30 protein-coding genes and 2 pseudogenes are annotated in these 25,478 nt (G+C 38.9%); 19 read left to right on the top strand and 13 right to left on the bottom strand.

Annotated features, from left to right (window positions below; translation table 11 throughout):
* The 19 genes and pseudogenes from A3835_07630 to A3835_07720 all read left to right on the top strand — a co-directional run bounded on the left by A3835_07630 (position 1) and on the right by A3835_07720 (position 16,167).
* Positions 1–684, top strand: coding sequence for a hypothetical protein (locus tag A3835_07630; protein ID ORI07416.1), 684 nt, complete (start codon positions 1–3; stop codon positions 682–684).
* A 4-nt stretch (positions 685–688) separates the two neighbouring features.
* Positions 689–1,756, top strand: coding sequence for a hypothetical protein (locus tag A3835_07635; protein ID ORI07417.1), 1,068 nt, complete (start codon positions 689–691; stop codon positions 1,754–1,756).
* A 9-nt stretch (positions 1,757–1,765) separates the two neighbouring features.
* Positions 1,766–2,209 carry a hypothetical protein gene (locus A3835_07640; GenBank protein ID ORI07418.1) on the top strand — a complete coding sequence of 148 codons (444 nt, stop codon included), beginning with the start codon at positions 1,766–1,768 and terminating at the stop codon, positions 2,207–2,209.
* Between the two features lie 108 nt (positions 2,210–2,317).
* The gene (locus A3835_07645; protein ORI07419.1) at positions 2,318–2,917 is read left to right on the top strand and encodes a hypothetical protein; all 600 of its coding nucleotides are present in this window, start codon (positions 2,318–2,320) and stop codon (positions 2,915–2,917) included.
* A gap of 89 nt (positions 2,918–3,006) precedes the next feature.
* Positions 3,007–3,495: a hypothetical protein gene (locus tag A3835_07650; GenBank protein ID ORI07420.1), complete on the top strand. Its 489-nt coding sequence runs from the start codon at positions 3,007–3,009 to the stop codon at positions 3,493–3,495.
* Complete coding sequence (locus A3835_07655) at positions 3,492–3,869, top strand: hypothetical protein (GenBank protein ORI07421.1); 378 nt, start codon at positions 3,492–3,494, stop codon at positions 3,867–3,869. The genes A3835_07650 and A3835_07655 overlap by 4 nt, the downstream gene beginning before the upstream one ends.
* Positions 3,853–4,080: pseudogene (locus A3835_07660) on the top strand (hypothetical protein). The gene A3835_07655 and the pseudogene A3835_07660 overlap by 17 nt, the downstream one beginning before the upstream one ends.
* Positions 4,081–4,132: 52 nt before the next feature.
* The gene (locus A3835_07665; protein ID ORI07422.1) at positions 4,133–4,357 is read left to right on the top strand and encodes a hypothetical protein; all 225 of its coding nucleotides are present in this window, start codon (positions 4,133–4,135) and stop codon (positions 4,355–4,357) included.
* Positions 4,358–4,359: 2 nt separating this feature from the next.
* Positions 4,360–4,689: a hypothetical protein gene (locus tag A3835_07670; GenBank protein ID ORI07423.1), complete on the top strand. Its 330-nt coding sequence runs from the start codon at positions 4,360–4,362 to the stop codon at positions 4,687–4,689.
* Positions 4,679–4,864, top strand: a complete 186-nt coding sequence (locus A3835_07675; GenBank protein ID ORI07424.1) for a hypothetical protein — start codon at positions 4,679–4,681, stop codon at positions 4,862–4,864. The genes A3835_07670 and A3835_07675 overlap by 11 nt, the downstream gene beginning before the upstream one ends.
* Positions 4,865–4,890: 26 nt before the next feature.
* The gene (locus tag A3835_07680; GenBank protein ORI07425.1) at positions 4,891–5,445 is read left to right on the top strand and encodes a peptidoglycan domain protein; all 555 of its coding nucleotides are present in this window, start codon (positions 4,891–4,893) and stop codon (positions 5,443–5,445) included.
* Positions 5,442–5,690, top strand: coding sequence for a hypothetical protein (locus tag A3835_07685; protein ORI07426.1), 249 nt, complete (start codon positions 5,442–5,444; stop codon positions 5,688–5,690). The genes A3835_07680 and A3835_07685 overlap by 4 nt, the downstream gene beginning before the upstream one ends.
* Positions 5,687–6,289: a hypothetical protein gene (locus A3835_07690; protein ORI07427.1), complete on the top strand. Its 603-nt coding sequence runs from the start codon at positions 5,687–5,689 to the stop codon at positions 6,287–6,289. Before A3835_07685 ends, A3835_07690 begins: the two co-directional genes overlap by 4 nt.
* A gap of 39 nt (positions 6,290–6,328) precedes the next feature.
* The gene (locus tag A3835_07695; GenBank protein ORI07428.1) at positions 6,329–7,567 is read left to right on the top strand and encodes a hypothetical protein; all 1,239 of its coding nucleotides are present in this window, start codon (positions 6,329–6,331) and stop codon (positions 7,565–7,567) included.
* Between the two features lie 63 nt (positions 7,568–7,630).
* A complete protein-coding gene (locus tag A3835_07700; GenBank protein ORI07429.1) occupies positions 7,631–7,930 on the top strand; it encodes a hypothetical protein in 300 nt (99 codons plus the stop codon).
* Positions 7,917–8,702: a hypothetical protein gene (locus A3835_07705; GenBank protein ORI07430.1), complete on the top strand. Its 786-nt coding sequence runs from the start codon at positions 7,917–7,919 to the stop codon at positions 8,700–8,702. Before A3835_07700 ends, A3835_07705 begins: the two co-directional genes overlap by 14 nt.
* A 2,787-nt stretch (positions 8,703–11,489) precedes the next feature.
* A pseudogene (locus A3835_07710) lies at positions 11,490–11,753 on the top strand (hypothetical protein).
* 173 nt (positions 11,754–11,926) lie between these two features.
* A complete protein-coding gene (locus A3835_07715) occupies positions 11,927–13,882 on the top strand; it encodes a hypothetical protein (GenBank protein ORI07431.1) in 1,956 nt (651 codons plus the stop codon).
* A complete protein-coding gene (locus A3835_07720; protein ORI07432.1) occupies positions 13,882–16,167 on the top strand; it encodes a hypothetical protein in 2,286 nt (761 codons plus the stop codon). Before A3835_07715 ends, A3835_07720 begins: the two co-directional genes overlap by 1 nt.
* Positions 16,168–16,240: 73 nt before the next feature.
* Here the strand turns inward: A3835_07720 and A3835_07725 are convergent, their stop codons facing one another.
* The 13 genes from A3835_07725 to A3835_07785 all read right to left on the bottom strand — a co-directional run bounded on the left by A3835_07725 (position 16,241) and on the right by A3835_07785 (position 25,396).
* A complete protein-coding gene (locus tag A3835_07725) occupies positions 16,241–16,774 on the bottom strand; it encodes an ATPase (GenBank protein ID ORI07433.1) in 534 nt (177 codons plus the stop codon).
* A 73-nt stretch (positions 16,775–16,847) separates the two neighbouring features.
* Positions 16,848–17,150: a hypothetical protein gene (locus tag A3835_07730; protein ID ORI07434.1), complete on the bottom strand. Its 303-nt coding sequence runs from the start codon at positions 17,148–17,150 to the stop codon at positions 16,848–16,850.
* Between the two features lie 1,195 nt (positions 17,151–18,345).
* The gene (locus tag A3835_07735) at positions 18,346–18,549 is read right to left on the bottom strand and encodes a hypothetical protein (protein ID ORI07435.1); all 204 of its coding nucleotides are present in this window, start codon (positions 18,547–18,549) and stop codon (positions 18,346–18,348) included.
* 12 nt (positions 18,550–18,561) lie between these two features.
* Complete coding sequence (locus A3835_07740) at positions 18,562–19,011, bottom strand: hypothetical protein (GenBank protein ORI07436.1); 450 nt, start codon at positions 19,009–19,011, stop codon at positions 18,562–18,564.
* An 8-nt stretch (positions 19,012–19,019) separates the two neighbouring features.
* On the bottom strand, positions 19,020–19,388 hold the full coding sequence (locus A3835_07745) for a hypothetical protein (GenBank protein ID ORI07437.1): 369 nt from the start codon (positions 19,386–19,388) through the stop codon (positions 19,020–19,022).
* Positions 19,389–19,397: 9 nt separating this feature from the next.
* Positions 19,398–19,847: a hypothetical protein gene (locus A3835_07750; GenBank protein ORI07438.1), complete on the bottom strand. Its 450-nt coding sequence runs from the start codon at positions 19,845–19,847 to the stop codon at positions 19,398–19,400.
* Positions 19,848–19,921: 74 nt separating this feature from the next.
* Positions 19,922–20,503, bottom strand: a complete 582-nt coding sequence (locus A3835_07755) for a hypothetical protein (protein ORI07439.1) — start codon at positions 20,501–20,503, stop codon at positions 19,922–19,924.
* Positions 20,504–20,741: 238 nt separating this feature from the next.
* Positions 20,742–20,957, bottom strand: coding sequence for a hypothetical protein (locus A3835_07760; protein ORI07440.1), 216 nt, complete (start codon positions 20,955–20,957; stop codon positions 20,742–20,744).
* Positions 20,947–21,222, bottom strand: coding sequence for a hypothetical protein (locus tag A3835_07765; protein ORI07441.1), 276 nt, complete (start codon positions 21,220–21,222; stop codon positions 20,947–20,949). Before A3835_07765 ends, A3835_07760 begins: the two co-directional genes overlap by 11 nt.
* Positions 21,223–21,227: 5 nt before the next feature.
* A complete protein-coding gene (locus A3835_07770; GenBank protein ID ORI07442.1) occupies positions 21,228–23,861 on the bottom strand; it encodes a hypothetical protein in 2,634 nt (877 codons plus the stop codon).
* Positions 23,862–23,869: 8 nt separating this feature from the next.
* On the bottom strand, positions 23,870–24,526 hold the full coding sequence (locus tag A3835_07775; GenBank protein ID ORI07443.1) for a hypothetical protein: 657 nt from the start codon (positions 24,524–24,526) through the stop codon (positions 23,870–23,872).
* A gap of 38 nt (positions 24,527–24,564) precedes the next feature.
* A complete protein-coding gene (locus A3835_07780) occupies positions 24,565–25,011 on the bottom strand; it encodes a hypothetical protein (GenBank protein ORI07444.1) in 447 nt (148 codons plus the stop codon).
* Positions 25,004–25,396 carry a hypothetical protein gene (locus A3835_07785; protein ID ORI07445.1) on the bottom strand — a complete coding sequence of 131 codons (393 nt, stop codon included), beginning with the start codon at positions 25,394–25,396 and terminating at the stop codon, positions 25,004–25,006. The genes A3835_07780 and A3835_07785 overlap by 8 nt, the downstream gene beginning before the upstream one ends.
* Positions 25,397–25,478 lie beyond the last annotated feature (82 nt).

Here is a 25,478-nt window from a genome sequence, read left to right on the forward strand (position 1 = left end):
ATGAACTATGAGGCGTTTTTGCAACGTTTAAAGGTATCTGTTAGGGGAGATATAAAGCTCCCTGATTTTGAAGAATTAAAATCATTAGTGGAAGAGACGGCAGCAGATATATCGCGTGCGGTAACGCCTCTTGAAATGATCGAGATAGATCATAGAAATTTTGGTATCGAATACCATATAGACAAAAGACGTTTTGTGAGGAAATTTAACACACCAAAAAATGAAAATGATAGGGTTGATTTTCTTGACGAATCGCTTTTAAAAGCACTTATTTATGGAGTGGCCAAAAAAAGAGCACATGCTGAGTTTTATGCAAAATATCATAAATTTTATCTACAAAATTTATGTGAATATGAGCTAAATAATTTTGATGAAAATTCATATAACTTAACAGAAGCACTTAGAATAAAGGGCTGGCTAAAGCCTTATAAAATAGATTATGCTTTAGATCCTTACTATTCATGGGATGAAAATTTCATAAAAAGACTTGATTACTACATGGCCAATATCGTTTATGGCCAAATCGATAACTACGAGCATCCAGAAAAATTTTTAAATAGCAATGAGCTTGGATATAGAAATTTTATATATCAATTTATTGCTTATCAAAATGGTGAGCATGCCGGTAGAGAGGATTTAAGAGCGCTTGATAGGCTAATGAGCAAGAAAATTTTAGGGGAGTGAAAAAATGGTGGATAAAGAATTTACGCAAATTTGTAAGGAAATTTTAGGGTTAAGCAAAAGATTAGAGGGAATCGAGCCTGCGGAGCTTAGAAAAATAAAATCGGATATAGAAAAAATAAACGAGGCGATAGCTACAGATAAAGCAATATTTGATACAAATAAAAAAGATTTTGATGGTAAGTATAATAAAATCGCCGAGATAATAAAAACATTCGATACTTTAAAAGCCCAAATAGAAGAGGTTCTAAAAAGCGGAACAATAAACGATAGTGCAGAGGCCTTAATTTCTACATTCTCATCAAAAAAAATTATGGATCTTTTAAATGAAGCAAAAAGAGTAGTAGATGAAAAATTTAGCACTATACATAAAAATGGCATAACTCCTTGGATCTCTACATTAGAGTATCCTGCTGGTGCCATTAGTGTTTTAAATGGTAAGCTCTATCAGGCAAAAACACAAAATACAAATAAGAAACCTAGTGAAAATAAAGAAATATGGCATGTTATAGCTAGCGAAGAGTGGTGCGAGCAGACTTTTTTAAATAAAAATGAAAAAGTAGATAGCTATTCTAAGACCGAAAGTGATGAAAAATTTGTAAAAAAATTAGAATTAAAGGATGGCTTACCAACTGGTGCCTATCTTTTATATAGCTCAAACTCAAATACACCAGAGGGCTTTCTCCGTTGTGACGGATCAGCGCTTGATAAAAATACATACTCCGCGCTTTTCGCGGAGATTGGCTATACGTATGGTAAAAGTGGCGATAAATTCTTATTGCCAAACTTCGCGGACGGAAAATTCATGCGTGGCACTGGTGGCAATGCAGCCACTCTGGGTATAGCTCAAGGGGATGCAATAAGAAATATCACTGGTAGCATAATCACTAGAATTAATACCGATGGTGTCATACAAGCTCAAGGGGCTTTTGGGGGTGAAATCAATGGTAATTGGAGGTCACAAATGGTAGGAGGCTCAGGAACTAATATTAACTTTGATGCTAGCCGAATAGTGCCAACAGCTAACGAAAACCGCCCATATAACACGGCGGTAGTCGTGTTAATAAAATACTAGGAGCAACTTATGAAAATTTATATTTTTGACACAAAAAATGGTGAGTTTTTATACAAGTCAGAAGCTCAAATCGACCCACTAGCAAGTAGCAAGGGCGAAACAATCTATCTAATGCCTCCAAACGCAACACAGATCGCACCAACTGAGCCAAAAGCTGGTTACGCAAATGTTTTTATTAATGGAAAGTGGGAGCAAATCAAAGACGAGCGAGGCGAAACCTACTATGACAATGACAACAATGCCCTAACAATAACCGAATTAGGACAAGAAAAGGGGCTAAGTAAAGAGCCAAAGATAGATGAAAAAGCCAAACAGCTAGCAGAAATTGAAGCTGATATAAGTGAGTGCGAGAATCATATTAAGCACGCTTTGATTATTGGAAATAGCGCCGTACTTGAAAATCTAAGGGCTGAATATAAAGAGCTAATCGCTCAAAGAGAGGAATTAAAATGAGAGTAAGAATAAAAAGGTGCGAAATTTGCGCATCAAAGCTGGATAAAGACGGTGCTTGCACTTGGAGCGAGTGCCCTAAATACCCTAACTATAAAGCAAAGGTAAAAGATGAAGCTAAACCAAAAGCAAAAACTACAAATTCTTAAAAATGTAGCTATTGAGTTACCTATCGAAATACTGCATTTTATCGTAGTGCCTATCGCTCTGCTAGTCTGCGACGAAAAAAGCGAGAATTTACCTAAATGGGCAGCGTGGTTCGATGAGAACGACTACGGTATAAACGGAGACGACGGCTGGAAAAACGAGCATTTCTCAAACGGCAAAAATAAAACTTATTGGGCTAGGCTTTGTTGGTTATATCGTAATAGGATAGGAAACTTTAGCGCGAAGTATCTAGGCGTAAAGGTTGAAGATATAGATGCAAGCAGTGTTAAAAGCGTAGGTGATACTCTAGCTACAGAAAACAAAGGAGCAAAAAGCACTCAGTGCCTAGTGACTTGCAGGCTTAAAGATGGACGTGAGCGATTTGGTTATTACAAAGAAATAAGATATGGCAAATCTAAGTTTTATTGCAGGATATATCTCGGGTGGAAGCTTCAAGATATATGTGGGATGAATGAAGAGAACAAAAACACATATCTTGAAGCAGATGATAAGAAGGTGCTTAAAAGTGTTTGGTGTGTAAATCCGTTTAAAATGGTTAAATAGCGAAGCCATCCATAAAGAATTTGGTGGCCATAGTTACCGTCTATTGACGACTGTATTTTTTATAAATTTTATCAAACAAAGGAGACACAATGCAAAAGTACATAGGAATGAAAGAGATCAAATCGATGCCAATGAGCCGTGGAGAATACAACAAACTACGTGGCTGGGAAGTACCTACGGATGAAAATCCAAATGATGATGGCTATCTCATAGAGTATGCTGATGGCAAGAAAAATCATCCAAATTTTGACGGATACATCTCGTGGTCGCCTAAAAATGTATTTGAAGCCACTTATCAAAACATCTCCGAAGGTTTTGATTTTGGCTCTGCAATACGTTTTTTAAAACAAGGTAAAAAGGTAGCTCGCAAAGGCTGGAATGGCAAAGGGATGTTTTTATTTTTAGTCAAAGGATCTAAATTTATCGCAAATCGCGAACCACTTTTATCTATCTTTGGTGAGGGGGAGGAGATTGATTATTGTTCTCACATCGATATGAAGACGGCTGACGATAAGGTTGTGCCGTGGCTTGCTAGCCAAACAGACGTTCTTACTACTGACTGGGTGCTAGTAGAATGAATTTCTTAATTGCAAATAAGCTTTGGTTGATCGTAATTGGTGGGTTAATGGGTGTAATGCTAGGACTTGGAGCTGAAATTTACAGTCTAAAAAATGGTATTAAAGACGCTAAGACTGAACTAAAGGAAGCACAAAACGAACTGGCGATAAAAGAGGCAATTAGTGCAGTTGTTAAAGCAAATCTCGAGGCGTGTAGCGCAAAAATCGAGTTGCAGAACGCTAAATTTAAAGAGCTTGAAATAAAAAAACCTGATGTAAAAAAGGCACAAGAAAAAGCTAGGAGCAAATTTGATGGTATCAAGCCACTGGTTACGCAAAGCTGCGAAGAGAAGCTGGAGCGTTGCGAAAGGATTTTTGATGAGCTGGCACGTTAAGATCACGCTTTTTCTTGTCGCTATATTTTCAGGCTGTGCAAGTAAAGAGCCACAAATCATTAAGCAAACAGAATATCAAGATGTATATATCACAGTATCTTGCATCGATAAAATGCCACAAAAACCAGAGCGAGACAGAAACGATCCAGATAATCAAAAAAAGATAGCAGAGTATTTTAAAGCCTGCGAAGATCTTCTAAAGCAATGTGTGCATGCAAATGTACCGCAATCTAGTGCATCGGTAGCAAAATGGGGAGAAAAAAATGAGCGAGATTAAGCTACTACCAAAAGCAAAAAGCAAAATTAGGCGCTGTTTGGTGCTGTTACTTGGTGGTTTATTTATGGTTGTGTTTAGTGTCGCCCTGTACCGCCTTTATAGCAATATTTTTTACAATAAAGAGATGAAGCTCACAGCTTTGGCCATCACTCAGGGTGTAGTAAATGTTCTATTGAGCCCGGCAAAGATAATTAGTATCTTTAGAGCATAGCCGTGGAATTACACTATTTGTTTTATGTATTAATCATAGGTTGCGCAGGCTCTATCACCGCTTTTATAAAAAATGGTGGTGGAGGCATAAAAATTTTACTCAAACGAACGTGGGATGGCTGTTTTAGTGCATATGTAGTTTATGAGATAGCTTACTTTTTTGCCAAGGATGAACACGTGAGTTTTGCAATTTGTGGTGTGGGTGCTTGGATGGGAAGTGAGGCGCTGATCTTTGTTAGAGACTTTGTATCAAGTAAGGCTGGAAGGAGATACGATGGCTATGACGACTACGGCGGAAATTTTAAACACGAGGAGTTTGGCGATGATAAGTAGTGAGATATTGCAAGGCATACAAGCACAGCGTACCAGATGCACCGTATGGAGTAGAGTTATGGGTTATCACCGTCCAGTAGAGGGCTTTAATATCAGTAAAAAAGGCGAGCATAAAGAGCGAGTATTTTTTGATGAAAATTTTAACACGTCAAAGCAATGTGTTAAAAAATCTTAAAAAAAAGATTAATACAAGGAGTGAATATGGCAGATTTTAACAACGCTTTTCAAATTTTAATGAGTTTAGAGTTTAGTCGCCCCGAAAAAGCTTTACACAAAAATCCTACCGAGCGTGAGTGGACATTTATGGGGATATATCAAAAGTATCATTCAGCCTGGAAAGGTTGGAATGAGATACTTGCTGCGTTAGCTTATGGTGGTGATATCGAAAAAATATCAAGGGTACTGTTTGATAACAAGGATCTTCGTGATGAAGTTTGGAAATTTTACAAGCAAATGTATTGGGATAGGATGAGACTAGGTGAAATTAATAGTCAGTTAAAGGCCAATGAAATGTTTATATTTGGCGTAAATGCCGACACAAAACCTGCCATAAGAGCTGCACAACGAATAGCTGGTGTAGTAGATGATGGCATAATGGGTGAGATAAGCTTGGCTGCTATAAATAAAGTAGATGAAGAGAAATTTGACAAAGAGTTTGATAGAGCGGAGCTTGAACACTATAACATGCTAATTAAACAAAATCCAAATTTAAGAGTCTATGCCAATGGCTGGAGAAGAAGGGCGGAGGCAGTATGACTATTGAAGAATTAGATGAAAAAATAAAAAAACAACAGACACAAATAGATGATCTAAAAAGTAAGGTTTTATCTTACGAGAGCTCATTTGGTGATATAAATAATGCCATAAATGCGCTATCTGGCAGGATAAGTGATATAGAAAATAACGGTATTAAGACGGCTGTTGGTGGTTTACAAGAAGAGGTTAATGTACAGAAGTTAAAAATAAACAAATTAGACAGAATAAGAAAGGGATTAGCATGAGCGCGATCAATTATAAAGATAATTTTGTAGAAAATTTTGAAGCAATTTTGGCAAGTAGTACTGGCGAGCGCTCGATATATCAAAAGGCTTTAGCTCATATAAAAAGCGAGTTTGATAACTTTCAGATAACAGATGATGCTAGGGCTAAATTTATAACCTCGCTTATGGCTGAGATGACGATCGCCTTTACAACAAAAGCAATGGATGCAGCCGGTGATGTTGCAACCAAGGCTTTAACGTTAGAAAAAGAGCTTGAAGCTTTGGAGCTCAAAAACCAAGGACTTAGAGATAGACTAGAGCTTGATAAACAAAATTTACAGATGCAAATAGAGCTTACAAAGGCTCAAACCGAAAAGACAAAGGCTGAAACTAAACTGGCCGAGGAGCAACAAGTAGCCATAAAAGAGCAGATAAATGACAATAGAATAATAAAAGCTGGCATGATGACTGGCGATTTTATGCAAAATGTTTCTAATGGAAATCTTAGTGTGCCTTCGGATATGTTTGAATATCTCTTTAATATAATCGATGAGATTATCAAAAGAGCTGGTATAAATATTAAAAAGGTAAAAAATTTTAATTTACCTAAAATAAAATGAGCAAAATGGCCCCAAAGGGGGCATTTCTGAGCGAGTAAAATGAGCCAGTTTATAGCCTTTGATGACGAACTAAACATAACAAACAAAGAGCCAGATGATCTCTTTAGCTATCTAGCTGGCGGAGAACTTTATGCTAATACCTTTGCTGCCGGTGCTGCTTATGCAATCGGCAGGACTTCTAATATAAATTACACTTCTATCTTTTTACCTTTTTTTGTAGATAAGATCTCGTCTATGATGGAGCTTAATGAGGATTTTGTTGAGTTTGCTCTGATGCCTATGCAAATAATCTTTTATAAAACAGCCGATGAAAAGAGGCGAGAGAAAGAGATATATGATGAGATAAGCGAAGATACTGAAAAGATAATAAAGCTGGCCAATAGGCTACACGAAAAAAGCGGTGGTAAGATGGGTTTTTCTATGGATGGTGGATCTATTAGTCAAAGAACTACCACTGATGGAAATTTCCTTAGAGGGTTGGTAGAACAAAGGCAAAAGGGCTTTTTTAAACAGACTTTGCAAAACATAGCATATGCTAAATTTGGAGTTGTTGGTGCGATAGTTGCCGGATGGGCTTATGATGGCAAAGTAAGTGGTGCTGTTGTAGCAGATGTCGTAAGCCAAGTCTCAACTGCAAAAATTGCAGATGTAGCTGCAGGACTTTTAGGTAAAGCTCTAGGACTGCAAGCCGGATTTGCTACGCTAGGGCTTAGCATGGTGTTGGGGTCTATTTTAAATGAAGCCTTTGAAGTAGCTAGTGGACTTGATATAAGCTATGGTTTTGGTGGTGATATAGCAGGATTTAATGAGATAGGTCATGGGATATATGAAGCACCTTTATCTTTTTTGGATGGAGTAAAATCTATGTTTGGTGGTGTACCAACAAAAGATTTGGCATATGATAAAGAGAGCTATCAAAGAACTGGGCAGATAGCTGGCATAAAAACTAAATTTGGAATGTATATAGGTCAGGTTGGCGACAATCTAGTAAGCGGTAAAGAAAAGGGACTAAACAAGAAAGAAAGAGATAGTGCTTTGGGTATGGCTAGGAGTATGGCCAGGGATCTTGATAAAGCTTCAAAGATGAGTCGTAGCGACAAGAGTAGACAAAGGCAAGCTGAGAAACATGGTAGTTCTAGTGGTAGCTCTTCAGGTATGAGTCGTAGTGAAAAAAGTAGACAAAGACAGGCAGAAAAACATGGCAATGCTGGTAGAAATAGCTCGCATGATAGAAACGGCGCTGGTAGAAATAGTGCTAGTGGTGGAGCTATGGCATAGTAAAAATATATGTTTTTTAGGAAATGTCCTAGTAATAATATCATTAAAAAAAGGAGCTAAGAAATGTGGGATTTTTTAAAAAATTTAGGATCTAAGGCTAGCGAAAATGCTGATGGGTTAAAGGCCTTTGGATCGCTTCTTGGTGCTGGTGCTGGGATATGGAGTGCAGTAGAGCAAGGCAGGCAGGCTAAAAAGCAAAATGATCTAGCTATGAAAAACTACAATCTAAATTTGCAAATTTTAAAAGATGAGAAAGCACGCCAAAAGCAGATGCAGCAAAATTTAGAGCAAGGTTGGGCTAGATCAGCAGCTAGCATGAGTGATAAGGAAGAAGAGGAGAAAAAGAAGAATGGGCTACTTTAATATAGAGTTTTTAAGACGTCCAGAATTAAGTCCGCTAAGTCCTAAGGCTGGGTATGCTGCAGCTCTTGGTGCTGTTGCAAATGGTATAAAAGATGTGGGAGATATAGGGCTAAATCGCCAAAAGATAGATGATGAAAATAAGAGATATCAAGAGGAAAAGCTCTTTAGAAACGATGAGCTAAATTTTAGAAAAAACTCACATGCGGATACAATGAAAGCTAGAGGTGATGAGCTAGCGTATCAAAAAGACAAAGACGAAAAAGACCGTATCTTTAATGAGAAAAAGCTAAGTATAGATGAGCTAAGAGCAAATAGAGATAGGGCTGTAGACTGGGCTAGGGCTAATACTCAAGCTAACTATTACAATACGCTTGCTATGGAGCGTGCCGATAGAATAGAACAGCAAAAACAAGAAGATGCTGCTAATGTAGCGGCTTTTAGACAATTTTTCCCAAATGAGACAAAGGGTAAGAGCGATGCAGAGGTTTTGGCCATAGGAAATATAATGCAGCGTTTTAGTAAAAATAAGACCGCCACAAGCGATGATGACTGGGTGAAAGTAAACGCGGCTACATATAACGAATATGCGCACCTTGGCGTGGCAAGAAATACTAAAGATGGATATTATCTTAATAAAAATTTTGTAGATGAACTAACAAGAGAATCGTCTGCTAGAAGTGAGGCAAAAGGCAACCAAGCCGAATATAAAGATAGACAAAAAGACTTATCAAAGAAAAAGCCATTTATTTTTGGTGATGATGGAGAGATGTAAATGGCTATTGCCATACGTGAATATTTGGGCGATGAAAAGATAGCACAATTAGAAAGCATGGGCTTTTTGCCAAGCTTGATCACAGATATGGCTAAACGTCAGTATGCTGCTGATAAGCAAGCCAAAAGAAAGGAACTTTCAGATGTTGGCTTGGATGGAAAACTAGTTCAAAGTGTAATGCGTGGAGATATCAATGAGGAAGAGGCTAGAAATGCACAAAAATTTGAAGATTTTGGCTCAAAAAGACATGGCTGGGGTCTAGGTGCTGCTAAGACACTCACAGGTATTGCCAATACTGTTGAGCGTGTAGGTGATTTTGTAAATCCATTTTATGAAGGTAAACATGACGAAAATGGAAATTATACCTATCAAAATAGCATAGAACAAGCTCTGCGCCCTAAGATACAAAATGCCCAAAAGTTGCGAGATGATTATGAAAAGGCAACTGGCGAGACGTCATGGGGTAGCCGTTTAGCCGAAATAGGCACGGAGATGGTTGGCGATCCTGTAAATTTTATAGGTGGAGCTGGACTACTTAGCAAAGGCAGCAAGCTAGCTCAGTTTGGCAAAAAGACCTTATTTTTCGCAGGTACTGGTGCAGCAAGCGGTGGTGTAATGGCTCTTGGTGAAGGTAAAAACGATGAAGAGACATTGAAAAATATAGGCTACGGTGTAGCCGGTGGTTTTGTTTTAGGACACGCGATAGATCAAGGCATCCAAGGTATAAGTAAGCTCATAACAAAGCGTCAAGCAAGTAGGGCGGCAAATGAAGCTGATGCAATAGACAATGCTCAAAATAGCGAGTTTTTAGATGGCGTAAATAGTGCCAGTGGAGATAGTGTGGGCGCTGAGTTAAAAGAGGCTCAGACAATGACTGCTAGGGATTTTGCCACAAAAGAGGCTGGGCTTGATGAAGTTACAGCTAAAAAAGTAGTAAAAGAAGCTATGCAAGGCAAAGAAAAAAGCGATTGGACGGACGCAGACACTTATGCAGATATAGCTAAATTTAAAAACTTTGAGATCCAAAGAGACTATGCTAAAGCTTATAGTGAAAGGATACAAACCGCACAAGCTAGTATAAACAACGCCAGGGAGCAATCGGCCATAAGATATGCAGATACGCAAAAAGCTATTAATGAATATCAAAAACAAGGTATGTCACCAAGTGCTGCACGAGAGCTAATCAATGCTAAATTTAAGCCAAGTGCAGATGAAATAAACTACACTAGGGCATATAATGACGGAGTTGATGTTGATGCTAGACTTGCAGGACAGGGGATATTTTATGCACTTGAAAAAGATATTGCAACACAGACCTATACTCCGGAAATTTACGCTGTAAGATTAAAACAAAGAGGATTTAGTGATGAGAGTGTGCAGGCTTTTACGCAGGCATACGTAAGCAAGGATATAAATATCGCTAAAGACTATGCAAATTCAAAAGTAGCTGATGCGTATGAGAATAAAATTCAAAGAGAAGTAGCTAACGAGATCAGAGATAGAGATGAAGTAGGGGGCGGTTTTGTCAATGAAGAAGCAAAAAATAACGGATTATCAGATAGCGTTTCTGATATCGGCGATAATGCAAGCCGAACAGGAGAACGACAAGCAAGCGATGAGCAAATACTACGCCAAGGCGGACGCAATACTTCAAGCGCTAGCCAGACAAAGCGGACAGCCCAGAGCGATGAGCAAATGGAGCAGCGACCAGCCTTTAAAACAGATGGCGATACTGATGCCACAGCTGCAAGCAAGCAAATGGTGGAAGAACAAGGAAGCGGCGATAATGAGATAAGAGGGTATGTAGGGCAAACGCAAGAAGAGTATAAAAAGCTTGCAAATGAATATGATATTGATAAATTCTTAAGCGACAGAGAAAATGTATTATCTAAAGATGCAAGGCATGGAAAAAGCAGGATAACTGACAGAACCATTGAAAGCAACGACGGAGTTGGCGGCTGGGAGTATAAGCTAACTCCAGCAGGTTATGAAAAAAATTATAAGGCTGATTTTTTAACTACAAAAGCTGACGTCGCAAAGATAAGAGCTGGCAAGATGGATGAGGCTACTTTTAATAAACTAAAATCTGATCTTGAAAGCAGTGATGCACTAGGCTATGAGTATAAAAAAAGGAGTGAATATGCTGATATGGAAGACTTTGAGCGAGAATTTGGAAGCTTATATAATCCAAAAGGTGGCAAAAATATCAATGCTAACTCTCATATAGCAAGTGGTTTGGTTGCCGGCACGCTAAATTCTATCGATGAAGATGGAAATTTTAATCCAAATAGATTTGCAGCTGGATTTTTAGCAGGGTTAGCCAGTAGTAAAGCAGTTGCAATAACTACAAGAAAAATGACACCACAGCTTTATAATAAGATATTAGGCGTAGCTAAAAAGATGCCACAAATGGCAAAAGGTAATCCTAAACTTCTAGGCAAGCTTTATGCAAACGGCAAGGACGTAAGCTTAAATTCTTTTGCTGGAGAAAAGGCGATCACGGCAAACGTCGGCAAACTAGATCAAGCTAAAGCAATGCTAGAAAAGGGCGCGGACGAGGTAGAAACTTGGCAAAAGACGGGGTGGTTTAAGGATAAAGACGGTGCTTGGAAATTTGAGATAGGAGACAGCAAGGCAAGGCTAAATCCAAATTTTAAAAGTGGCGGAAAGCTAGGTGAGCTACTAGAGCATGAAGAGCTATTTAAAGCATATCCGGAGCTAGAGGATATTAGCGTTAAAAAGATAAGCAATGATATACCAAAAGAGGCTTCTTTAAGCACAAAAGACGTGGCACAAAGAGAGAAGCGGGGGATATATAATGTAGCTTATAATGATAAGAGTGCTACTTTGGTAAGGCGTGATCTAGAAAAGATAGATGATGCTTTGATGTTTGAAAAGGGTTCTAGCAAAAAAGGCGGAGCGATACATATAAAAAAACATTTAGAACCAGAGGCACAAGGTGCAATAACACAAAGTGAGCTTTTAAATATCGGTAAAAATATAAGAGAGTATCTGCAAAAATATAAGGAGCCTTTTATAGACGAACATGGCGGTAGAATCTATGAATGGGCTAATAAAGGAGGTGTGAAATTTAGAGTTGTGGTATATGAAAAACAGATGGGATCTCCGCATCCCATCCAGAGACGATTATATCCTTCTACTCTAATAGAAATCTTAAAAAACCTATGGAGTTTCGCAATCCAGAGGTTAAATATGACGTAAATTTGAGGCAGTGGCACAAGGATAGCGCGCCGATTACCAAAAACGCTGACGGAAGTCCGAAGACGTTTTATCACGGAAGCAAAGCTAAAGATATAACGGAGTTTAAAGACGAGTTTGATAAAAGCGGCTACGGGTTTTGGTTCAATCAAAGCAAAAGCGCGGCGGTCGAATTTAAACAAGACGGTAAAATTTATCAAGTTTATCTCAACGTCAAAAACCCTATCGATCTATCTTTCCCATATAGCCGAAAAGCTAAAAATTTGCTAGACGAAGCCGAGAAGCTCGGGATAGATACCGAACTTTATCCCGAAAGTCAAAGCAGAGCTTTTAAAAAGTTTTTAGAGCAAAAAGGATATGACGGGATAGTAATGGACGATTTGGATGGAGCGGCTAAGTATCCGCACGTTATAGTTTTTCATAGTAATCAAATCAAGCACGTAAAAAACGACGGAAACTTTAGCGATAGCCCGAATATTTACAAATCGGGAGCGGAAGGATATTATGATCCGGCGCGTAACGAAATAGGGCTAAGCGATCTCGGCGACAAATCGACGCTCATGCACGAAGTGCAGCATGCTATCCAGGAGGTAGAGGATTTTGCTAGGGGGTCTAGCGCAAAAAACGAGAGCTACCGTCTAAGCCACGGAGAAGCAGAAGCTAGAAACGTGCAAAATAGGTTAAATTTAGACGGTAAGGCGCACCCGCACGAAACCTTTGACGTAAATCCAAATGAGACGATCGTAAGCAAAGAGGGCATGATAAATTTAAGCAAAGAGCTTGAGAAAAAGTATATTTTAAAGGACGGAAGTATCAATGAAGCTGCCGTAAGAAAAGAGGCAGAGCCATTTATAGAAAAAGAGTACAGCCTAGAAAATTTCAAAGCTGAGTTTCCAAATGGCAAGGTAGATACGCCGATAGGGGAAGTTAATATAAGTTCTTTTCAGCTTAAAAAACTTGAATTAAAAGGTCGTGAAAAATACCTGGGGCTAATAAAACCAACTCTTGAAAGACCCGCATTTGTAGTGGACTTTGAAGATACTACGTTTTTCTTTAAACCTTTTAGGGATAAAGACGGCGTCGTTAAATTCGCTTCGGTTATCAAAGAAAGAGACGGCGGGCTAGACGTAACTTCTAATTATCCTATGGCGAATAGAAAATTTGAGCTAATAACAAGAGAGGGTAAAATAAGATATGTCCAAGGCTCTGCGGCTAAAAGCCCAATAGAACACTCCTTGGACAATAACGTCCGAAGCTCTGGTGATATAAAATCCTTAGAACACTCTTCAGACGGTAAGGACATTATACAGCAAAACGAGGAAAAAGTCTATTACAGCCGTAAGATAGAAGAGATAAAGCGAGAGCATCCAAACGTTGAAAAAGAGCTAGACGAGAGTATAGTGGCGATGAAAAAAGAGAGCTTTAACGACTCAAATTTTAAAGATGATCTGATAAGTAAATTTGATAAAAAAGAGATAGCTACTAGAGAGCTTGGTAAAAGCGTAAATTTAAACAATAAACAGCTAACCATCCTAAGAAATGATATAAAAAACGCAGACTTTAAAGTAATTAGCGATAGTAAAATTTACTTTGACAAGATAGGTAAAGATGGAGATAAAAAGAGATTTTTTATAGATATAGCAGAAGATGGAAAGATAAGAATAGATGCATACGCAAAGTCTCAAATAGATAGTATACCTATAAAAGAGAATGCACTTCAGGAGTTAGCTGGCGTAGGAGATAGAGTAAGGCTAAAAAATATGAGCTTTGAAGTAAAGGCAGCATACTTTAACGAGCTAGATCCTATCAAAAAAGAGGCGATACTAAAGACTGCCGAGCTAAACAAGCTAAAAAAAGCAGCTCAGAGTGGAGACAAGGTGGCTGTAGCTAAATTTGAAGAGTTTAAAGCTAAAAACCTAGACAAAGATGGAAATATAAAAGACGGATTGAGGTTGTGCTAATGAGTGAAAAATGTCCATTAAAAGAGATCCAAGAAAGATCAAGTAAGCTGCTAGACCGTTGGGCGCTAAAGGTTGATGATGTCTTTGATAAGGCAAGCCTTGGGCTTGATAAGGCTGCAAAGTGGACTGATGAAAACATACCATTTGCTGGCAAGTTATTGGATATTAGAGAGCATGCTAAAGATATAGACGATCTGCTAGGAGAATATCATAGAACAACAGCTGCCATATATACACAAGCTGGCCAGTTTAAAGAGTATCTTGGCAAACTAAGTTTTGGCAATAGAAAGGCGATGTTTAAGGCACTTGATGGCGAGATGGATCCAGGAGAGCTGCCGGAATATGTAAGGCCACTGTATGAAAAGGTGCGTAAGACTATCGATGACGGCGCGCAGGCTCTAGTGGATGCTGGAGCACTAGAGTCAAAAAACGTCATCAAAGACTACGTAAAACACTACTATAAAAAGCACATGGATGAAGCAAAGGAAAATAGCCGTATCGCAAAGGCGCTAAGGCAAAGCAAATTTTTTGCTAGAAAACAGATGAGCTGGGAGCAAAAGCAACTGCGCGAGATAGAGGACGATGCAGCCTTTGCTGTCACAAACACTATTTTAGAGCAAAAAAAGCAGCTCCTTAAGGCTCAGACGTTAAAGCTTTTTGCAGATAAATTTGCTAAAGACGCGCCGCCTGAAGGTGTTGATGGGCTAAAATGGGTAAAGATGAGCGATGAAAGTGCAGGCGGAGGTATAAAGAAGTATGGAGCGCTAGCTGGCAAATATGTTCCAGAAGATGTCGCCAATGCTCTAGCAGAGGCTGAAATGTTAGGTCGAGAGATGGCGAAATTTAACGGCTCATACTTTAAACTAATCGACCATATCAAGGTAAACGTAACGGTAAAAAATCCTTTTACACATCTTTACAACTTTGGCTCGAATATGGCGCTGGCGTTTTTGCATGGAGATTTTAATGAAGCAATTAAAACTACGGCCGCATGGATGAGAAGGGATAAACAGTTTAAAAAGTGGGAGAATCTCGCTAACTCGCTAGGGCTTGATAGTCATCTAAACGATCTCGAAGGTCTGGTAAAGCCTTTGCAAAGCGAATCAAAAGGCAATATCTTAACCAAGGCGTTAAAAGAAGCGTATATGGCCGAGGGTAGCTGGAGTGGCGAGAAAGCTAGATATCTATACTCGATGGAGGATAAGGTATTTAAAATAGCTAGGTTTAAGAAAAATCTTGAGATGATCGCCAAAGATAGAGGCTTTAACGTAAATGACTTTAGCAAATTTAGTGCAGATGAGCTAAAGGCTGCGATGAAAGATGCGCAGTATTCATATGTTGATTATTCTACTCACTTCAATGGCACTCTAAAAATGCTTGATAAAACGGGGGTTCAGCCATTTTTACACTATGCTGTAAAATCAACTCCGATGGTGGTAAAGGCTGCATTAAAGCGTCCGGATAGATTTTTGATGATGCAAGCCGTGCTGGCTTATGGTGGTGGCAGTGCATGGCTGGGTGCTGATAATGAGCGAGATAACCTAGCAAAGCCGGAGTGGGCCGAAAGTGGCGTGTTGCCAAACTTGGTAGGTGTAAAAAGCTGGATGAGAGTTGGTAATACAAACTGGTATTTTAACTCTGGGCGTTTGGTGCCTGGCTTTAGATTTGATGGATTTGACAAACTAGAGTTTAATGGAGGCTTTGTTGGAGGAGCTATAAATATAGCAAGTGGTAAAAGTACGCTAGGCTATAAGATAGAAAGTGATGATGATCCTAATGCTGTAAAGATGACAAAAAGGTTGCTAGAGCTAACAAAAAGCTACTTCCCGCCAATCTCTCCTCTTGGCCGCTATGGACAGCAGCTAGGAGCGCAGGGGGTAGCCAATATCACTGGAGCAGATATCGCACCAAAAGACTATAACAAAGATGAGCTAGGGTTTGGTGGGATAATGGCAAGGGGCGTTGGTGTAAGAAGGTTTAATAAAGAAAAAGAGTACGGCAAGGAGCTAAAAAAGGCTCTCAAGGAGTACGAGCAGTTCGTGCCAATTAGAGTGCCCAACTCTAAAGACACCGAAAAGGTAGAAAAAGCCAAAGTTCATAACGAAAAGATCGCAAAACTAAGCGTAGCGGAACTGCGCGAGGCTAAGGCGAGGGCGGAGGCTAAATTTAAGCGTATAAAAGAGGCTGCAAGTGCTGATGGTGTGAAGCTGAACATCGAGCTACTAAAACAAAGCAAACAGGGCGGAGGAGCTTTTGGAATTTCTAAAATCAAATTTCCAGATTAAAGGGTGCTCCTTTACTTTTAATAAGATTTCGGTTATAATTAACCTACAATTCACCGGGGGCGCTTTAAAGCCCTCACTCAAGATATCCCTTTAAATCTTCATTAAAACAGCATAAAATATCATCTATAAAAAGCTTTAAATTTTCAGGGTCTATACCTACTACTATGCCATCTAAGTTGGTCGATATACGCGGTGTGCCATCGGTATTTAGCTTATATAGATTTTCCCAATGTAAAGCCCTATTCCTAATGGTCAGAAGTAGCGAATAACATATCTTTACTTTTTTATAATTTAGCATAGTGCTTTTGCTTTGTCGATTAAATTTAGAGTATTTTGATAAATTTAATCCACGTAGATCGAGTAGATCGTTGTGTATTTTGTTTTGGTCTATCACTCTACACCAATAACCAAATGTTTGGCGTGATATGAAAACGCTATCCATGTTTCCTAAAATTTGTGCTGTTTTATTTCTAGTAATGATTTCGATGATGCCAAGTTTTGGTGCTAGCTGGCCAATAAGCAGTAGATTTGCTCTATGCTCATCATCACTAGTGTATGCTTTTAGTCTATCTTCTGAAAAAAGCTCATTAAGCTCTTTGGACTGCATGTTTAACCTTTGTCTTTTATTATTCTGCAATTTTATCAATTTTTTATTCAAACTGATTCGACCTGTGTTTAGGCTAAGGTTTGTCTGTCTCAATTACCAGGATGTTGGCAAAGATTATCATAGTGGTGATTGCAAGCAAGTGGCGGTGCGGGGCCGGTTTTTCACTTAGGAGCGGTGGCGTAAGTTCGAACACCAATAACGTCCAAAGCAAGTAATGAGATGGCTTGTCGGGGTGGGGTGAGTGTGTGAGTTTTTGAGAGTAATCCCAGCCCATTTTTGCATATTTGGTGGTTTTTGGTGTGGATTTGACCTGCTTTGTGGTTTTTTGATGTGTGGTTGGCGTGGATTTGGCTTGTTTTGCAGTTTTTTGGTGCACAAGCCGCCGCTGTTTTTGATGTATGGCGTCTATTTTGGCCGGATATTTACTGAGTAAAAAAATAAAATTTGCACGCTGGCCGTTGTCTATTTTTTTATTTTTTTTGACAAAAACGGCTTAAGGTTAGTTTGGCAAAAATGGTCAAAAAATGGTATGAAAATTTATTCATGAAAATTATACTTTTCAATACTAAAAATAAAAGAGTGCCTAAAATACGGCTTTTACGTGTAGTAAAGAAAAGTGCTTTAAGGTTAGAGCGAGCAAATTTGGCTAATTTTTAATAAAAAATGGCGATTTTGTTTAAGGTTAGAGTAGCTTTTTGAAAGATAGATTAGTTGTATTTTTTAAGCTTTGTGGTTATTTGTAGTGCGATTTTATAGCGTGAGCGAGCAAAAACTCAACTGTCAAAATTTCTTTTACAGTTCCGGTTGTATGGTTTGATAGCGTGATGATGCGGAATGCTTGGGCATGTGAGCTTTGGACGAAATGTGTGGGAATTTGTGGATTGTTTTTCGCTTGTGGTTAGGACATTACGAAAAATTACGAGACAATTAATGTGCCTAGTGGTCTTTGTGTGGCGTGCTAGCTATGTTGGCTTGGCTGGCGTGTGTGCATTGGTTGGTTTTGTGTGTGAGCTGCTTACTAGATCAAAGCTGGTCATAAAATCTTTGATAGGGGGGCTATGAACCCACTTGGCCTGCGCCATACAATACTACAGCCACACTAAAAATTTTAAAATTTTCAAACTTTTTTCATATTGTGAGCGGTTAAAATGGCGACAATATCCAAAAACGCACTTTAATCTAATCTGCTTATAAAAAAATAAGTAAAAATTTCTTTGGTAAGCCAGCCGCTTTGCCGCGCTAGCGTTGGAGCTTGCGAGTAAGGCGGTTGCGCTAAATTTTTAGCGATCGTAACTAAACGCTCTTGTAGGCGTTTTAGTAGCATCAAAAAAAGATATTTTTGATAAAATTTATAGGGTGCGGCGAGTTCGCCGCTTAGTTTTATGATGTTTTATTTGGATTATAGGCTTGTACCCTGCGCAACCGCTAGCAAAAGAGTATTTGGATAGCTAGCCTTGGGTCTTGGACTTTTTAGCATAATCATAGGCTATCATCACAAACTATAGTAACTGCACCTATGGTTAAAATCGCATTCATGCTTGTCCTTTTCTTATTATTTTAGCCAAAGTCCTTTAAACCCTAGGTGATGAGACTGCTGACGCCTCAAGAAAAGCCATGATCTCACTTGTAGAATAAAGTACATTCTTACGAGTAACTGCGTATTTTCTAAATTTACCATCTCTGACGTAGCGCCACAAGGTTACGGCATTGCACTTTAAAAGCTCGCAAGCTTGTTTAGTTGTGATAGGATCTGTTATAGGTAAAAGTGGTGTCATTTTTTATCCTTTTTAAATATTTTCAATGTAAAAATACGCTAGGTTTTGGCTGTCCTCGGCTTCCTTGCTGTATTTTGTGTCGTAACTTTTATTTAGAATATACGCTATCTTATCTTTATTGCAAGCGTAAAATTCTGCTAGGATGGGTGCTAGTCTCTGCCCTTTACGGTTGTTTGGTGCAAATTTTAGATAGAGCAAATCACAAGCAAGTTGCGGTGCTGTCGTGCTAAAATCATTTTTGCAAACCCTAGCCTTGTTATCGAGTGCTGCTATTTGCAGGTCTATGCGTTTTTGAAATTCATAATAATGCTTAACAATGGGCGTCATTACATCGAGCAAATCTGTTATAAATTTGCTCGCCTTTTTATTGATGAAAAGCCCAAGATCTTCTGAGCTGTCCATCTTTAAAAATGAGTAAGCCATCACAAAGATGGCTGCGTCTTTTAACTCGTTTGTAGTCATTTATTATCCTATATCTCGATCGCCCCAAACAGCGCGCCCGGGTCGAAAACCCTATAGCCGTTTAGCAAAGCGTGATTCATCTCCATCAAAATGCCTTTTGAGCTTTGAATGATGTCTGGATCACAAGTTTTTTCACTAGGCACAAATATCGCTCCACAACTATCAAGCTGTTTTAGGCAAATTTTCATGACTTCGTTATAGCTTAAATTTCTATAGGCTGAGTTGTTTAGCACTGGACTAAATAATTCATATCGCTCATCGCCGTTAAAATACTCGTTGGCTTCTGCTAGTGCCTTGATTGCCACCTCTCTTGCCTTTTTCTTATCGTCCCCAAATACCGAGTAAGGACTACAAACGTAAATTTTAATTATTTCCATATTGTTTCCTTAAAATGGTATCTCTTGATCATCTGCACAAAAACCGGTGTTTGTTTCTTCGCTAAGCGGTATATATTGTTGCACGCTGCGTCTAGGTGCGTTCCAAACGACATCATATAGCACACCATCTTTAGCATTCTCGCCAGCGTTAAAAAGAGCTATATATACTTTATAGCCTGGCACTGCCGGTGTTTCTATGAAACCGCTTAAATAGCTTTTTGTACCATCTTTGCTCTGCCTATTCCATAGTGCGCCTATTATCTGTCTGCCACCTTCATAGCCTTTGGTCTTTTGAAGCGCAAGGTGAAAGCCTAAAAAGTCTTGATTTTCAGTACTCGTGTTTAGCATCACAACCTCTATGGGTCTTAAAAATGGGATTACTATAACCCCGCCAATATATCCGATATCTACGCCATCAGCATTTTTATAGCTCTTGCGTTTAAAATATCCTACATTCATCTTTTTTCCTTTATAAATTTGCTAAATTTTGAAATACTGCTAAAACAAAAACCAAGATAAAAGCTAGTATAAGTCTAAGAGCTAGCTTTTTCATCTTGCACCTCTGCGTCAATGACATCATCCTCGAACTCAACCTTAATTCCATTTAAACGAGATAAAATTTGCTGAGCTGATACGGCCTCTGGCGGCATGATAGCTAGACGGTCTAGCATCTTGTCACTTCTGCCAGCCGATAGCGTAGAGATAAATTTTGCTCTCTCAAAGTCCTCTGCGCTAACTGCACCAGTTTCTCTTTGTCTAGCTACGATACGTTTTGCCTCACCCTCCATGATCTCATAGCTAGCAGCTAGCAAAACATTGTTTCGCTCGATATCAACCTTGGTGTTTTTAACTACAGTTTCCAAGCTTGATCTTTGAAGCAAATTTCTAGTTTGCTTATCCTCGCTCATGGCTAGAGTTACTTTGTTTTGTAGGGCTTGTATCCAGTTAAAATCCTTTTTCCAGCGATTTATTGAGCTGCTTGATCCTTTTAGCCCTAGAGCTTCAAGCTTTGAAGCTAGCTGCTCCTCGCTAATAGGCTTATAATCGCTCTCAAACGTCGCACTTTCGAGATATATCTCAAAAGCCTTTTGCTGCGTTTCGTTCATCTGCTTCATCTATTTTCCTTTTTTGGCTCGCTTGGCTCATGTGGCTCATAATCACTAAAAAATAGTGAGCCACCCCAAACCCCTAAAATACGTAATTTTATAATTTCTTTGGCTCATAAGTTTAAACTTCTTGAGCCAACAGTTAAATACGATTTTATCGGTATTTAATAGCTTAAGATTTCTCTTTGGCTCATCATTTTTTATATATATAGCTATGAAAAAAATTTTTAAAAATAAAAAAATAATTTCAAACCAATATAGGGGCAAAAATGGCGAGATTGTGAGCCAACAGCACGCCAAGCCCCATAAAAACGGCTTTTTGCTGGCTCAAGAAAAATAAAAATCGTGAGCCAGAAGCGAGCCACCCAGATGTAAAACATCTATCAAACGCCCTAAAATAGGACGCTTTGTAGATATTTTTAGTTAAAATCATCGTGAGCCACAAGAAAAGATTAGTTTTCATCGGCTTTTGCTCCATTGGCTTGATAGTGGTTTATCTGGTTTATGATAAGTTCGCCACCGTTTTCTATCCTTACACTATCAAAGTCGAGATTGTCGCTGCTTACCTTAAAACCAAAGAAACACCTTGGTCTATCGCCTACTCCAATATAGTTTGCTGATATACGTTTTTGGCCATAAGAGCAGCTTATACCAGCAAGGGTTAGTTCATCACGTAGGGCTTGAACAAAGTTCTTTTGTGCGATAGGCTTACCGCCTTTGTCGTTCATGTATGCTAGATAAACCTTATAAAGTGCACTGACGGCACAAAATAGTCGGCATCTGCAATAATCGCATCTTTAACAAAGGTACGAAGCGGATTTACGCTATCTTTATACTCTTCAAGCTCAGTTTGCATGCGTTTAGAGCGAGTAAATTTATTCTGAACAATAAGGCGTTTTAGTCCTTCAAGAGCTAGATTAAATATACCTCCTAGCTCATCATTAAAGCGATCACTAAGGCCTCTTATTTTCTGATTATCTTTTACTTCTTTATCAAACACAATAAGCAACATTCGTCTAAAAACGCCATTATCTATGCCACTTTTTGGCTTTTCATTGCCAGCAAATGCTAGCTTTGGCTTCTCATTTGGAAGCAGAGAGTAGGGCTCTTCGTTTTTTGGGTTTATAGTTATCGCATCTTTTGTGCTGACGATAGCTTTTAGATTGGCTAGTTGCCCTTTGTCGGTGCCGTTTTTGTCGATCTCAGAACCAATGTTTAAGAGCTTGTTTGTAAGTGCGCAAAGCTGATGCCCTTCAAATTGTTGAAGCTGAAGTGATGAGACGTTGTCTTCGCCAAAAAAGTTTCTGATGGTGTCTAATATAACGCTCTTGCCGTTTGCGCCACTTTTACCGTATAAAAACAAAAAGCTTTCAAACTCATGGCTAGGAATAAAGCAATAGCCAATAAACTCCATAAGTGTTTTTATGTCGTCTTCATCACTCATAATATCGCGTAAGAATTTGTTCCACTTTGGACACTTGGCCGAAGGATCGTAGTTAAATTTTAAAATATTTGTAGCAGCATCTTTATAGTCGTGCTTTTTCTTAAATGTAATAATGCCATTTTTACTAATAAAAATCGTACCATTTAATAAATTTATGACACGGCGAGATTCGTGAGATTTTATCTCGTCTAGATCTAATGATAAGCTGGTTAGATCCTCGACTATCTTATTGACGTTTTCGCGGCTTTGTTTTTTCTTGTCCACATATGCAGCAGCCATCCAATGAGAGTGAATAAATTTGGCCAATGCATTTGTATCTATCTGCATGAAATGATTACTTGCCCAAACGTGCAAATTCTTTTTATACTCACCCAGGCGGTAGCCTAGTTTTAAAAAAGTCTGATTTAGACTTGATACCATATCTGTAATATGCGTTTGATGATAGTTTGTACGCATGGTTTTATTTATGCGGAAAGCATCGCTAAAAGCTTTTGAAAAACGTTCGAAATTTTGCTCCTCTTGTTCGGTTAAAAGGAAACTTTGGATATAAGCTTTCTTAAATTCCTCATATCTCTCGCCCATTTTTCTTTCTAGCTCTTTTGCATAATTTAGCACTTCATCGACATACTTATCGTCAAGTTCGCCTTTTACTGGAAAGATATTTATAAAATTACCTTCTTCATCTCTTGCCAGTATCTCGGCCTTGATTTGGCGAAATTCTTTTATAGGCAGGTTTTGTTTAAATTTATCTAGCTTTGCCGAAAGATTTGGGAAGTATTCGCAAATCTCGTCAATAACGACGTTTGTTGGTTCAAAGCAGCTAAAAGCTACTACTTCAAGTGGGCTAGCATTTTGAAATTTAAAGGCGTGATCATAGAGATAATCGCTAATATCATAGCCTTTTGAAAAGTTTTTGCCGATCATATAAAATAGCACTATTCGTACGCTTCTAGCTACATCTTTGATCTCGTAAAATTTCTTTATTGCATTTTCATATCCGGCTTCATCATGATCAAACCAGATAAATACATGCTTGTCTCTTAGAAGTTCTTTGTATTCTTCCCAGCTAGCAGTTACGCCACCAAGCGTCAAGGCACAAACATTAAAACATATCAAATTTAATGCGTCTTTCTCGCCTTCACAAATGACTACACTACTACCTTTATAATCATTGTAAAAATTTAGAGGGAAAGGACTAGCGTGTGCACCACTTTCTCCTATCCACTTTCCAGGCATTCTCTCGCTTGTTAGCTCGCCCTTATGTGTGTCATAGGCAAATTTCTCTCTATATTTGATATTTATAGGTGCGCCGTTAGCGTCTCTTATGATGATCGCTAGGCTTTTATGCTCGAAGCTATAACCGATAAGTTCGCGGCTATATGAATCAAAGTTATTGATTTGTATTGGGAATAGTGCTGAAATTTGATCTTTGATAAGATCGTAATTTTTAAGCTTATTTTCCACAAGTTGCGGAGCTATCTTGGCCAAACGAGCTTTAAGTGCGACTTCTTTTTTTGCTCTTTGCTCAGCTTCTTTTTTTATGCGTGCTTCGTTTTCAGCTTTTATCAGTGCTTGATGTTCTTCATAGGCCTTTTTCTCTTCCTCGCTCATCTCTTTTGCATTGATCGTATTTGGTATACCAAAATGATCGCAAACTTTTTTAGCAGCTTGAAGTGGAGAGATATGCTCTTTAAGCTCAACAAATTTTGTTATGTCCCCACTGGCATTGCACGCAAAGCATTTGAAAAATGCACCATTAGAATCAGAATTGATGCCAAGACTAGGTGTATTATGACCATGATCATGAAACGGACAAAAAGCATTTCCGCTTTTAAACTCTATGCCATAAACACTTTGCACAAAATCTTTAAAATCGTGCTTAGATATTGTTTGTTTTATAGTTTGAAAAATGTTATCACTCATCACTTTGCCTATCTAGCCAGTTTAAATTGTTTGATGCTAGCTTTTTGAATTTGCTTAAATATCATCTTTATAATGTTGACACTCATCGCATTTCCTGCTTGCTTGTAGGTTTGCGTATCGCTCACTACGATTTTGAAGCTCTCAGGAAATCCTTGCAAACGTAGACACTCTCTAGGGGTTAGCTTGCGTATGCGCGCGCTTTTTAGCAGATTGTTTTGCTCAAAGCTGCTAGAGCTTATCGTAGGGCAAACTGCAAACTCGCCACCCTTATTAAAGCCTCGTGCGCGTTGTAAAATTTTCGGCTCTTGATTGCCACCTTGTGCCGTATATATAGTAGGAGCTACCCCGTCGACATCATAAACTCGTTTTAGTATGTCGTTGCCTTTTATGTCGAGCTTGCCAACTACTTTTATGAAGTTATCCGTGCGACGACTTCCTGCGGTAGTCATTATGCAATTCCCTACATCGCTTAAAGACATTGGGGCAAAGCTGCCCTGAAAGTTGTTTTCTTTTTTCTTAAGGCATGCGATCATCTTATCGCCCAAAAAGTATTTTTCATCTACTTCGCAATCTAGCATATCGCCCAAATTTAGCTCTAGTGCCTGCTTTGGTGCGTTAAAAAAGGCGTGATATTCGTCTACGTTCAAAAACCCCACGATATACAATCGCTCTCTATTTTGCGGGATGCCGTAGTCTTTTGTGTTTAAAACTTCGGCGTGGCAGTGATAACCCAGCCTCGCAAGGTGTCCATAAATCTTTGATAGCTTTTGCCGCCGTTGATAGACAAAAAGCCTTTGACGTTTTCATAGATGAATACGCTAGGGCAAGCCTCGCTAACGACGCGGTAAAATTGCCATATCAGATTGCCTCTCTCGCCGTCCTCGCCCGCGCGATGCCCTGCGATTGAGAAGTCTTGGCAAGGGCTACCGCCGATCAAAATATCTATTTGCCCGGCGTAAGCTTTGGCGTCAAGATCGCAAACATCCTCATAAAAAGCTAGCGGGGCTTCGTGATTGGCTAGATAGCTTTGACGAGCGAATTTGTTTATCTCGCAGGCAAGTATCGTTTTAGCCTCGCCGAATACTTCGCGAGCTGCAAACTCGGGCGCGCCGATGCCTGAAAAAAGAGTAGCAAGTGATATTTTATGCATTATGCACATCCGAAAAGAGACTATTTTCTTTTATAAATTTCTTTAAAATTTCTACGACTTCATGTGCAAAATCAGGGTTTTTAAAACGAAAACGTCTAAAATAAAAATAAATTGCAGCTTTGTTTTTACCAGTATGCTTTGAAACGTAGTCTGCGATCTCGCTTTCACTTGATGCACATTCAAGTGCTTTATAATACATATCTGCCACTTCATCAAAATGTGGACAGAGGTAGTTTTGCTTAACGAAAAGGGCGTGCTCATATATCTTAAAACGATCATGCCTGTCATGCTTGCGGTCAAGATAGCTTAAATTTTGTAAATTTTTCTTGCACGTTTCAAGTATGCTAGCGTGATCTACGCGTATATACTCCCTCATCGTTGTCATAAGCTAGCTCCTTTTTTTAAAAAACAAAGCCAACATGCCAAGCGTTAACATGGCACCTCCGACAAAAGCACAAACAACTACT

Origin of the sequence: Campylobacter concisus, assembly GCA_002092835.1 — a bacterium.
Lineage (GTDB): Bacteria > Campylobacterota > Campylobacteria > Campylobacterales > Campylobacteraceae > Campylobacter_A > Campylobacter_A concisus_K.

Excerpts from the sequence above, each read along its gene's own strand:
- A3835_07675 (ORI07424.1), top strand. The coding sequence starts at position 4,679 with ATGATAAGTAGTGAGATATTGCAAGGCATACAAGCACAGCGTACCAGA.
- A3835_07705 (ORI07430.1), top strand. The coding sequence starts at position 7,917 with ATGGGCTACTTTAATATAGAGTTTTTAAGACGTCCAGAATTAAGTCCG.
- A3835_07780 (ORI07444.1), bottom strand. The coding sequence starts at position 25,011 with ATGCATAAAATATCACTTGCTACTCTTTTTTCAGGCATCGGCGCGCCC.
- A3835_07635 (ORI07417.1), top strand. The coding sequence starts at position 689 with ATGGTGGATAAAGAATTTACGCAAATTTGTAAGGAAATTTTAGGGTTA.
- A3835_07755 (ORI07439.1), bottom strand. The coding sequence starts at position 20,503 with ATGAAGCAGATGAACGAAACGCAGCAAAAGGCTTTTGAGATATATCTC.
- A3835_07765 (ORI07441.1), bottom strand. The coding sequence starts at position 21,222 with ATGAACGACAAAGGCGGTAAGCCTATCGCACAAAAGAACTTTGTTCAA.
- A3835_07630 (ORI07416.1), top strand. The coding sequence starts at position 1 with ATGAACTATGAGGCGTTTTTGCAACGTTTAAAGGTATCTGTTAGGGGA.
- A3835_07690 (ORI07427.1), top strand. The coding sequence starts at position 5,687 with ATGAGCGCGATCAATTATAAAGATAATTTTGTAGAAAATTTTGAAGCA.
- A3835_07640 (ORI07418.1), top strand. The coding sequence starts at position 1,766 with ATGAAAATTTATATTTTTGACACAAAAAATGGTGAGTTTTTATACAAG.
- A3835_07725 (ORI07433.1), bottom strand. The coding sequence starts at position 16,774 with ATGCAGTCCAAAGAGCTTAATGAGCTTTTTTCAGAAGATAGACTAAAA.
- A3835_07760 (ORI07440.1), bottom strand. The coding sequence starts at position 20,957 with ATGAAAACTAATCTTTTCTTGTGGCTCACGATGATTTTAACTAAAAAT.
- A3835_07785 (ORI07445.1), bottom strand. The coding sequence starts at position 25,396 with ATGACAACGATGAGGGAGTATATACGCGTAGATCACGCTAGCATACTT.
- A3835_07650 (ORI07420.1), top strand. The coding sequence starts at position 3,007 with ATGCAAAAGTACATAGGAATGAAAGAGATCAAATCGATGCCAATGAGC.
- A3835_07770 (ORI07442.1), bottom strand. The coding sequence starts at position 23,861 with ATGAGTGATAACATTTTTCAAACTATAAAACAAACAATATCTAAGCAC.
- A3835_07680 (ORI07425.1), top strand. The coding sequence starts at position 4,891 with ATGGCAGATTTTAACAACGCTTTTCAAATTTTAATGAGTTTAGAGTTT.
- A3835_07665 (ORI07422.1), top strand. The coding sequence starts at position 4,133 with ATGAGCGAGATTAAGCTACTACCAAAAGCAAAAAGCAAAATTAGGCGC.
- A3835_07685 (ORI07426.1), top strand. The coding sequence starts at position 5,442 with ATGACTATTGAAGAATTAGATGAAAAAATAAAAAAACAACAGACACAA.
- A3835_07735 (ORI07435.1), bottom strand. The coding sequence starts at position 18,549 with ATGACACCACTTTTACCTATAACAGATCCTATCACAACTAAACAAGCT.
- A3835_07645 (ORI07419.1), top strand. The coding sequence starts at position 2,318 with ATGAAGCTAAACCAAAAGCAAAAACTACAAATTCTTAAAAATGTAGCT.
- A3835_07745 (ORI07437.1), bottom strand. The coding sequence starts at position 19,388 with ATGGAAATAATTAAAATTTACGTTTGTAGTCCTTACTCGGTATTTGGG.
- A3835_07695 (ORI07428.1), top strand. The coding sequence starts at position 6,329 with ATGAGCCAGTTTATAGCCTTTGATGACGAACTAAACATAACAAACAAA.
- A3835_07750 (ORI07438.1), bottom strand. The coding sequence starts at position 19,847 with ATGAATGTAGGATATTTTAAACGCAAGAGCTATAAAAATGCTGATGGC.
- A3835_07720 (ORI07432.1), top strand. The coding sequence starts at position 13,882 with ATGAGTGAAAAATGTCCATTAAAAGAGATCCAAGAAAGATCAAGTAAG.
- A3835_07655 (ORI07421.1), top strand. The coding sequence starts at position 3,492 with ATGAATTTCTTAATTGCAAATAAGCTTTGGTTGATCGTAATTGGTGGG.
- A3835_07740 (ORI07436.1), bottom strand. The coding sequence starts at position 19,011 with ATGACTACAAACGAGTTAAAAGACGCAGCCATCTTTGTGATGGCTTAC.
- A3835_07700 (ORI07429.1), top strand. The coding sequence starts at position 7,631 with ATGTGGGATTTTTTAAAAAATTTAGGATCTAAGGCTAGCGAAAATGCT.